We start from the raw sequence: 6,314 nt of genomic DNA, 5'->3' as shown, positions 1-6,314 counted from the left end.
GTATAATTCCTATATAAAAAATTAAATATAAATTGTTCTTTGAATTTTTTACGGTTTCATAATCATATACATCTATCTTATTTGTATTGCTCTTAGGCGGAGAACCCTTGATGAGAAGAAATATTGTTGAAAAGGCTTCTTCTTTTAAAGAAATAGTTTTTCCGATTTTCACAAACGGAACCCTGTTTGATGAAGATTATATGAATTTATTTGATAAAAATAGAAATCTGGTGCCAATAGTAAGCATTGAAGGCAATGTACATCATCTATTTTCTACCTTTTCAGGTTCGTCATATTTTTCTCCAAAAGTTTCTACAGTTACCTTTTTCATTTTTTGATCCTCATAAGGTCTGTCATTATAATCTCTTTTTTGTGATACTATTTCATCTATCTCTTCCATTCCTTCTATGACTTTCCCAAAAGCAGCATACTGTCCGTCAAGGTGAGGAGCAGCATCCGTCATTATAAAGAATTGTGAACCTGCTGAATTCGATGCCATAGTTCTTGCCATAGAGATCACTCCCCTTGTATGTTTTAAATTATTTTCAAAATTGTTGGATGAAAATTCACCTTTAATGGAATAACCCGGTCCCCCCATTCCATTTCCTTCAGGATCTCCTCCCTGAACCATAAATCCAGGTATTACCCTGTGAAAAATTGTATCATCATAAAAACCCCTGCTTATCAATGATATAAAATTGTTCACCGTATTCGGTGCAGTATCGGGGTAAAGTTCTATTTTTATAGTTTTGTTATTTTCCATCTGAATTGTAACTACAGGATTTTTCATTTATTTTACCTCATTTATATATTTACCACTGATTTTAGAATACATCATATATAATAATTCGTCAAGTAGTTATTATTTTAGGCATCGAACCTAAAATAACAAGGACTATTCATTTCCCACTTATAGAAGATAGGAGAATTACGCCCTTTTTATTAAAGCCCTGCTTCCTCAAAGTTAGTTTTATATATTATAAAAAATTTAATTTTGAGCTAAAATTAAATGAACCACTAAGCAGATATATCCATCTAACTAGTGTAAAGCAAAAAAGTAGCGCTACAGTTTGCTAAGAAAGGTAGGAAGTCAATTGAATAAAGATACATTTATAGCCAATGTTCTTGAGGCTGAATCTACTTTATATCATGTATCTAAGTCAATTTTGATTCATGATCAGGATTGTGAGGATGCAGTTCAGGAGGCAATTTTAAAAGCCTATAATAAATTGGATACATTAAAAAAAGAACAATATTTTAAAACATGGTTAGTTAGAATACTTATAAATGAATGTTATAGTTTGATACGTAAAGAATGTTCACAAGTACCTTATGAAGAATACTTTGAGTCTGCCAAATCTAATGATAAAAAAAATTATAGTGATTTATATTTGGCTATTCAGAATTTACCACAACGTATTCGTATTACAATTGTTCTTTATTATGTAGAGGGATATTCAGTAGAAGAAATTAAAGAAATTTTAGAAATACCTGCAGGAACTGTAAAAAGTAGATTGGCAAAAGGACGAAATTTATTGAAAATAAAGTTAGAAGATATGGAGGTAAATTATGAATAAGTATAATTGGAATAATGCCTTTCCGGATACACCTGAAAGTTTTAAAAATAAGGTAAGTGCAGCATTAAATAGTTTACCGGATAAAAAGGAGAATGATAAAATGGGAAATGGGAAAATATATAAAAAAGGATCAATCAAGAAAAAAATTATAGTTGGATTAGTAGCTACTATGGTAATAGGAACAACTGTATTTGCTGCAGGAAAAGTAAGCTCTATAATTTCATCTTCAAGTAGTACACCAACATATACTACTATACCTACAGCAGGACAAGTGAAGAAGGATTTAAAATTCAATCCTAAATTAGTCAATAAATTTGGCAATGGATATACTTTTGTAAATGGAGTTATTGTAAATAACAAAGGAACTGATGATAAAGGTAATTTTGCAGGGAAAACAAAATCACTTGATTTTACTTATGCAAAAGGAAATGATGAATTAAGTCTTTATATGGAAAATGGCAGATTGGGTGAAAGATCAAAGGGAGAGACTGCTATTGCTAATTATAACGGTATAGATTTATATTATTATTCCTATACTAGTAAATTTGTACCAGCAGATTATAAAATGACAGAACAGGATAAGAAGGATAAATTATCCGGTAAATATGTATTTAGTTATGGATCTGATTCTGATAAGGAAAAAATCTCTCAAGTTCAATATTTAAATTGGATGCAGGGTGGAATTAGTTATTCTTTTTTAGGATCTGATTCTAATGTATCAAAAGATGAATTAGTTAAAATGGCGCAGCAGGTTATCAATACAAAATAAAAGCAAGATGAAAGGCTTTCCATGATACATAAAAATATCATGGAAAGTCTTTTATGAGCTTACTATTACTTGCTCTTTTCAATATGTTACAAATTATCTGTAGATAGCCTTAATAGGGTCCAGTTTTGCAGCTTTATATGCAGGAATTATTCCAAAAATTATTCCCACAATAATGGAAGTACTGGATGATCCTATCAATATACCTATTGTTATGAGTGGTTTAAATGGTAAAAAGTTTCCTAAAATCAAAGATAAAAGATATCCCGCGGATATTCCTAAAATTCCGCCCATACCCGTAATAAATATTGATTCTATTAAAAACTGCCATAGAATTGAGGCCGGTTTTGCACCTATGGCCCTTCTAATTCCTATTTCACGCCGGCGTTCTGTTACGGATACATACATTATATTCATTACTCCAATTCCGCCTACAAATAAAGATATTCCCGAGACAACAGCTATAAAAGTGGTTATTCCGCTTATTATTTTCTCAAAAGCCTTGGAGACAGCTTTCGGATCACCTTTTGTGTAGCTTCCCTTTACATCCGGGTGAAGGATTCCCAGTTCTTTTTTTACTTTTTTGAATACGGAGTCAGAATTAAATCCCTGTTTGGCTTTAACATCAATTGAAGAGATCTCTGTGTCATTTTCCAGAAGGTCTTTTGCAAATTTAGGTACGTAGTCATATTCCATGGACAATAGACCCGAACCTCCATTTCCAATGCCTACAACTTCAAAATACTCATCTTTTATCTTTATTCCCTTTCCGATTCCCTCATTTACATTATCCCCAAATAACGCCTTGGCATGATCCTTCGTAAGTATGACTACATAATGTTTAAAGTCGTTGTCTTCCTTAGTTATGCTTCTGCCTGAAATAATGCCCGGATTTTTGTCATAGCCGTTTACTGTCAAATAAGTCTGTTTATTAAAAAAAGCTGCATTTTCAATAACCCCCGTCAAGCCTTCCAATCCATTGCTGCTCTTGCTGACTTGATCCACGCCGTCAATATTTTTCAAATCCTGGAAATCTCTATAGCTGAAAGCTGCAGCTGCTGTTGTGGAATCCAAATCCGAAGGCTCAAAATTAACTGTAAAGGTATTGGCTCCCGTATCTTCAGTTGATTGATTTACCTGGGCCTTCAGCCCTTCTCCAACAGAAAGAATGACAACCACAGAACTTATGCCGATAATTATTCCTATCATGGTTAAAAATACTCTAAGTTTATGTGTACGCAGGCTTAAAATTGCACTGCATACAAGTTCCCATAAATTCATAGGCCCTCCTCCTCGGTAAAGACACCATCTTTGAGAAAAACACAGTGGGTGGCATATTTTTTAAGATCACCATCATGAGTTACCATTATAATGGTCTTATCCTCCCTGTTGAGTTTAGCCAGTATCTCAACAATTTTAAGCCCTGTTCTCCAGTCCAGTGCGCCGGTGGGCTCATCTGCAAGAATAAGATTGGATTCATTGACAAGTGCCCTGGCAATTGAAATACGCTGCTGCTGCCCTCCGGATAATTCATTTGGATAACTGCTGAATTTGTCTTCCAGTTCAACATCCTGAAGACTTTTTTTCACTCTGTCAATTCTCTGGCTGCTGGTATATCCTCCATGGTACAGCAGAGGGAGTTCAATATTCTGTGCCACCGTCAAGGATTCTATCAAATAGAACTGCTGAAATATAAAGCCAATATTGCTGTTTCTGAATAAACAGCGCTGATTTTCCCCCATTTTTGCAACATCCTGTCCATCAAAAACATAACTTCCGCTGTCAAAGTTGTCAAGAAGGCCCAGGATGTTCAGCAAAGTTGTTTTTCCGCTGCCTGATTTCCCCATTATAACTACAAATGAACCCCTATCTATTTCAAAGTCAAGATCCTTTAAAATCTGGTGCCGGTTTTTATCCTGTCCGTACCATTTGGACAATCCTTTAACTTCCAGAAGATGCTGTGTCAATGTTGTCCCCTTCTTTCATCTCACCTGATGGACTTTTAATAATTTTATCACCAAAATCCAAACCGCTTTTTACCTGTACATATGTATTATTATAATTTTCAACTTCTACGGAAACTTTTTCCAGCTTTTTATTTCTTACAAGCCAGACAAATTTGTCTCCATTATTGTCGAAAATTGAAGATGAGGGAATTTTAGGCAGTTCATTTTCATCGACAGTAGTTCCCTGTACATGAAAACCGGTGTAGATCTCTTTCTGATTACCTATGTCTATATAAACAGGATAATAGGATATATTGGACCCCGTGGATTGTACTAAGTTAGACGAAGTACCGGTACTACCCTGGAGCATCTGCATTTGCGATGGCTCGGTGGAAATGGATCTTATTGTACCATCAAATTCTTTGTTTGTACCATAGACATTGATCTTCACCTTTTGATTTACTTTAAGCTTTAACACGTCTTTTTCACTGGCATTGGCTACCACCTGCATTTCAGGATCAATCAGCGTCAAAATGATCTTGCTGGTATTGTCTCCGTTATTTTCGTCTATGGAAACAACTCCATCGAAAGGAGCTGAAATTGTAGTATAACGTTTGTCTTTAATGTCATTCATCTGCTGCTGCAGACTTGACTTCTGGCTGTTGATTTGAGTTGACTGCAGGCCGTCTTGAGCGGCAGGTTGGTTGTCCATGCCGTTAAGCTGCTGCTGGAGAGTTTCATATTGCTCAATCATCTGTTCATTCTTATAGTTAAACAAGGTTTGTCCTTTTTTAACCTGCTGCTTGTCTTTAACACTTACCTTGTCAACAGTTCCCTTGGCTGCATCTTCAGTAAAGCTTGCCTTTTTTAAATATTGAACTTCTCCGTCCAAAAATATATTCTGCTGTGACGGAACAGTATATACATCATATTTAGTATTATTTTTGCTTACATTTTGCCTATTTTTACTTAAAAAGAATGTTACAGCAAATAACAGGATAATAATAAAAATGCCAGAAATAATAATCAACGTATTCTTTCTATTTTTCATATAAGCCCATCCCTTTCCTTATATCAAATCATAAGAATTTAATAAATAATCCGGTATCTAAAAATTATTTGATATAAGAATGTAAAGTTATAAACACATTAAGTGCAAATAAAATTGCTACAATAGCGAAACTTTTTTTCTTTGATACTTTTCCAACTATTGATATACCTATGGTCAACAATATTATCTGCCATATATTGAATATATCAAATTTGTCTAAAACTCCATTCAGCAGCGTAGGCTTAACAAGATAACTTACTCCTACAGGTTTTCCTGTAACAGCCATGTACAACCATTTTAACACTTCGCCTATAGCTATGGGCATCATACTTAAACAATATACAGATACAACTTGTTTATATTTTATTCTGGATCCAAAAATTCTAGATAATATCTTATAAATTAATGCCGCCACATATATAGATATTACAGTAGTTACAATAGTAATTACTGTTTGTACAGGTATTGATGTGGTATATTTCATGAATTTTTCTACCAACGTTTTAGAAGCATCCGGCAGATTTCCTGTAATTGACCTTTTTACAATATCTATAGAAAGTGCTGTTTGCATAATCGCATAAATTACATTGATTGCAGTAATTATACACATTGTCCATAAGTACCTGGGTTTTTCTATAAATTCATTAAAAATAACTGATGGTTTTTTAAAAAAGTAAATAATCTTTTTGTCAATGCCTAAATCTTCTTTATTTTCCTTAATTTCCATAATTTGCACTTAGTGGGCTGGTTATTGCAACGCTTGATAAAGTCCACTAAATATTCACTTCCCTTCTTTTTTATATTTACAATTTTATTGTGTAAAAACAACTGGATATATCTTTATCCAGTTGTAAATATTATAACATATCCATAAGAACTTCCATATAAATATTTATTATACATCTTTTATAATACAAGTGAATATCCCTAATAAAACACCTATGAAACAAAGTATATAAAAGACAATATTATCT

The 6,314-nt window shown here is 33.4% G+C and carries 7 protein-coding genes and 1 pseudogene; 3 read left to right on the top strand and 5 right to left on the bottom strand.

Translation table 11 applies throughout. The features are described 5' to 3' along the window. Positions 1-74: 74 nt before the first annotated feature. Positions 75-257 (top strand): annotated as a pseudogene (locus tag CLLU_RS19250) (radical SAM protein); the annotation flags it as partial. Positions 258-262: 5 nt separating this feature from the next. Here the strand turns inward: CLLU_RS19250 and CLLU_RS17780 are convergent. After that, positions 263-790: a peptidylprolyl isomerase gene (locus CLLU_RS17780; protein WP_106011102.1), complete on the bottom strand. Its 528-nt coding sequence runs from the start codon at positions 788-790 to the stop codon at positions 263-265. Between the two features lie 304 nt (positions 791-1,094). Between CLLU_RS17780 and CLLU_RS17775 the strand changes: the two genes are divergently transcribed. Both CLLU_RS17775 and CLLU_RS17770 read left to right on the top strand, forming a co-directional pair. Then, positions 1,095-1,577, top strand: coding sequence for an RNA polymerase sigma factor (locus CLLU_RS17775; RefSeq protein WP_106011101.1), 483 nt, complete (start codon positions 1,095-1,097; stop codon positions 1,575-1,577). Beyond that, positions 1,570-2,346, top strand: coding sequence for a hypothetical protein (locus CLLU_RS17770; protein WP_106011100.1), 777 nt, complete (start codon positions 1,570-1,572; stop codon positions 2,344-2,346). Before CLLU_RS17775 ends, CLLU_RS17770 begins: the two co-directional genes overlap by 8 nt. Before the next feature lie 93 nt (positions 2,347-2,439). Here the strand turns inward: CLLU_RS17770 and CLLU_RS17765 are convergent, their stop codons facing one another. The 4 genes from CLLU_RS17765 to CLLU_RS17750 form a co-directional block, all read right to left on the bottom strand. Next, positions 2,440-3,624, bottom strand: a complete 1,185-nt coding sequence (locus CLLU_RS17765; protein ID WP_106011099.1) for an ABC transporter permease — start codon at positions 3,622-3,624, stop codon at positions 2,440-2,442. Then, a complete protein-coding gene (locus tag CLLU_RS17760; RefSeq protein WP_106011098.1) occupies positions 3,621-4,310 on the bottom strand; it encodes an ABC transporter ATP-binding protein in 690 nt (229 codons plus the stop codon). The genes CLLU_RS17765 and CLLU_RS17760 overlap by 4 nt, the downstream gene beginning before the upstream one ends. After that, positions 4,285-5,340 carry an efflux RND transporter periplasmic adaptor subunit gene (locus CLLU_RS17755; protein WP_106011097.1) on the bottom strand — a complete coding sequence of 352 codons (1,056 nt, stop codon included), beginning with the start codon at positions 5,338-5,340 and terminating at the stop codon, positions 4,285-4,287. The genes CLLU_RS17760 and CLLU_RS17755 overlap by 26 nt, the downstream gene beginning before the upstream one ends. Before the next feature lie 64 nt (positions 5,341-5,404). Next, positions 5,405-6,067 carry a Yip1 family protein gene (locus CLLU_RS17750; protein ID WP_106011096.1) on the bottom strand — a complete coding sequence of 221 codons (663 nt, stop codon included), beginning with the start codon at positions 6,065-6,067 and terminating at the stop codon, positions 5,405-5,407. Positions 6,068-6,314: the final 247 nt, after the last annotated feature.

Source organism: Clostridium luticellarii (assembly GCF_002995845.1).
In the GTDB taxonomy this organism is placed as follows: Bacteria; Bacillota; Clostridia; order Clostridiales; family Clostridiaceae; genus Clostridium_B; species Clostridium_B luticellarii.
The sequence above is the reverse complement of the archived record's forward strand: the minus strand, read 5'-3'. Positions and strand labels throughout refer to the sequence as shown.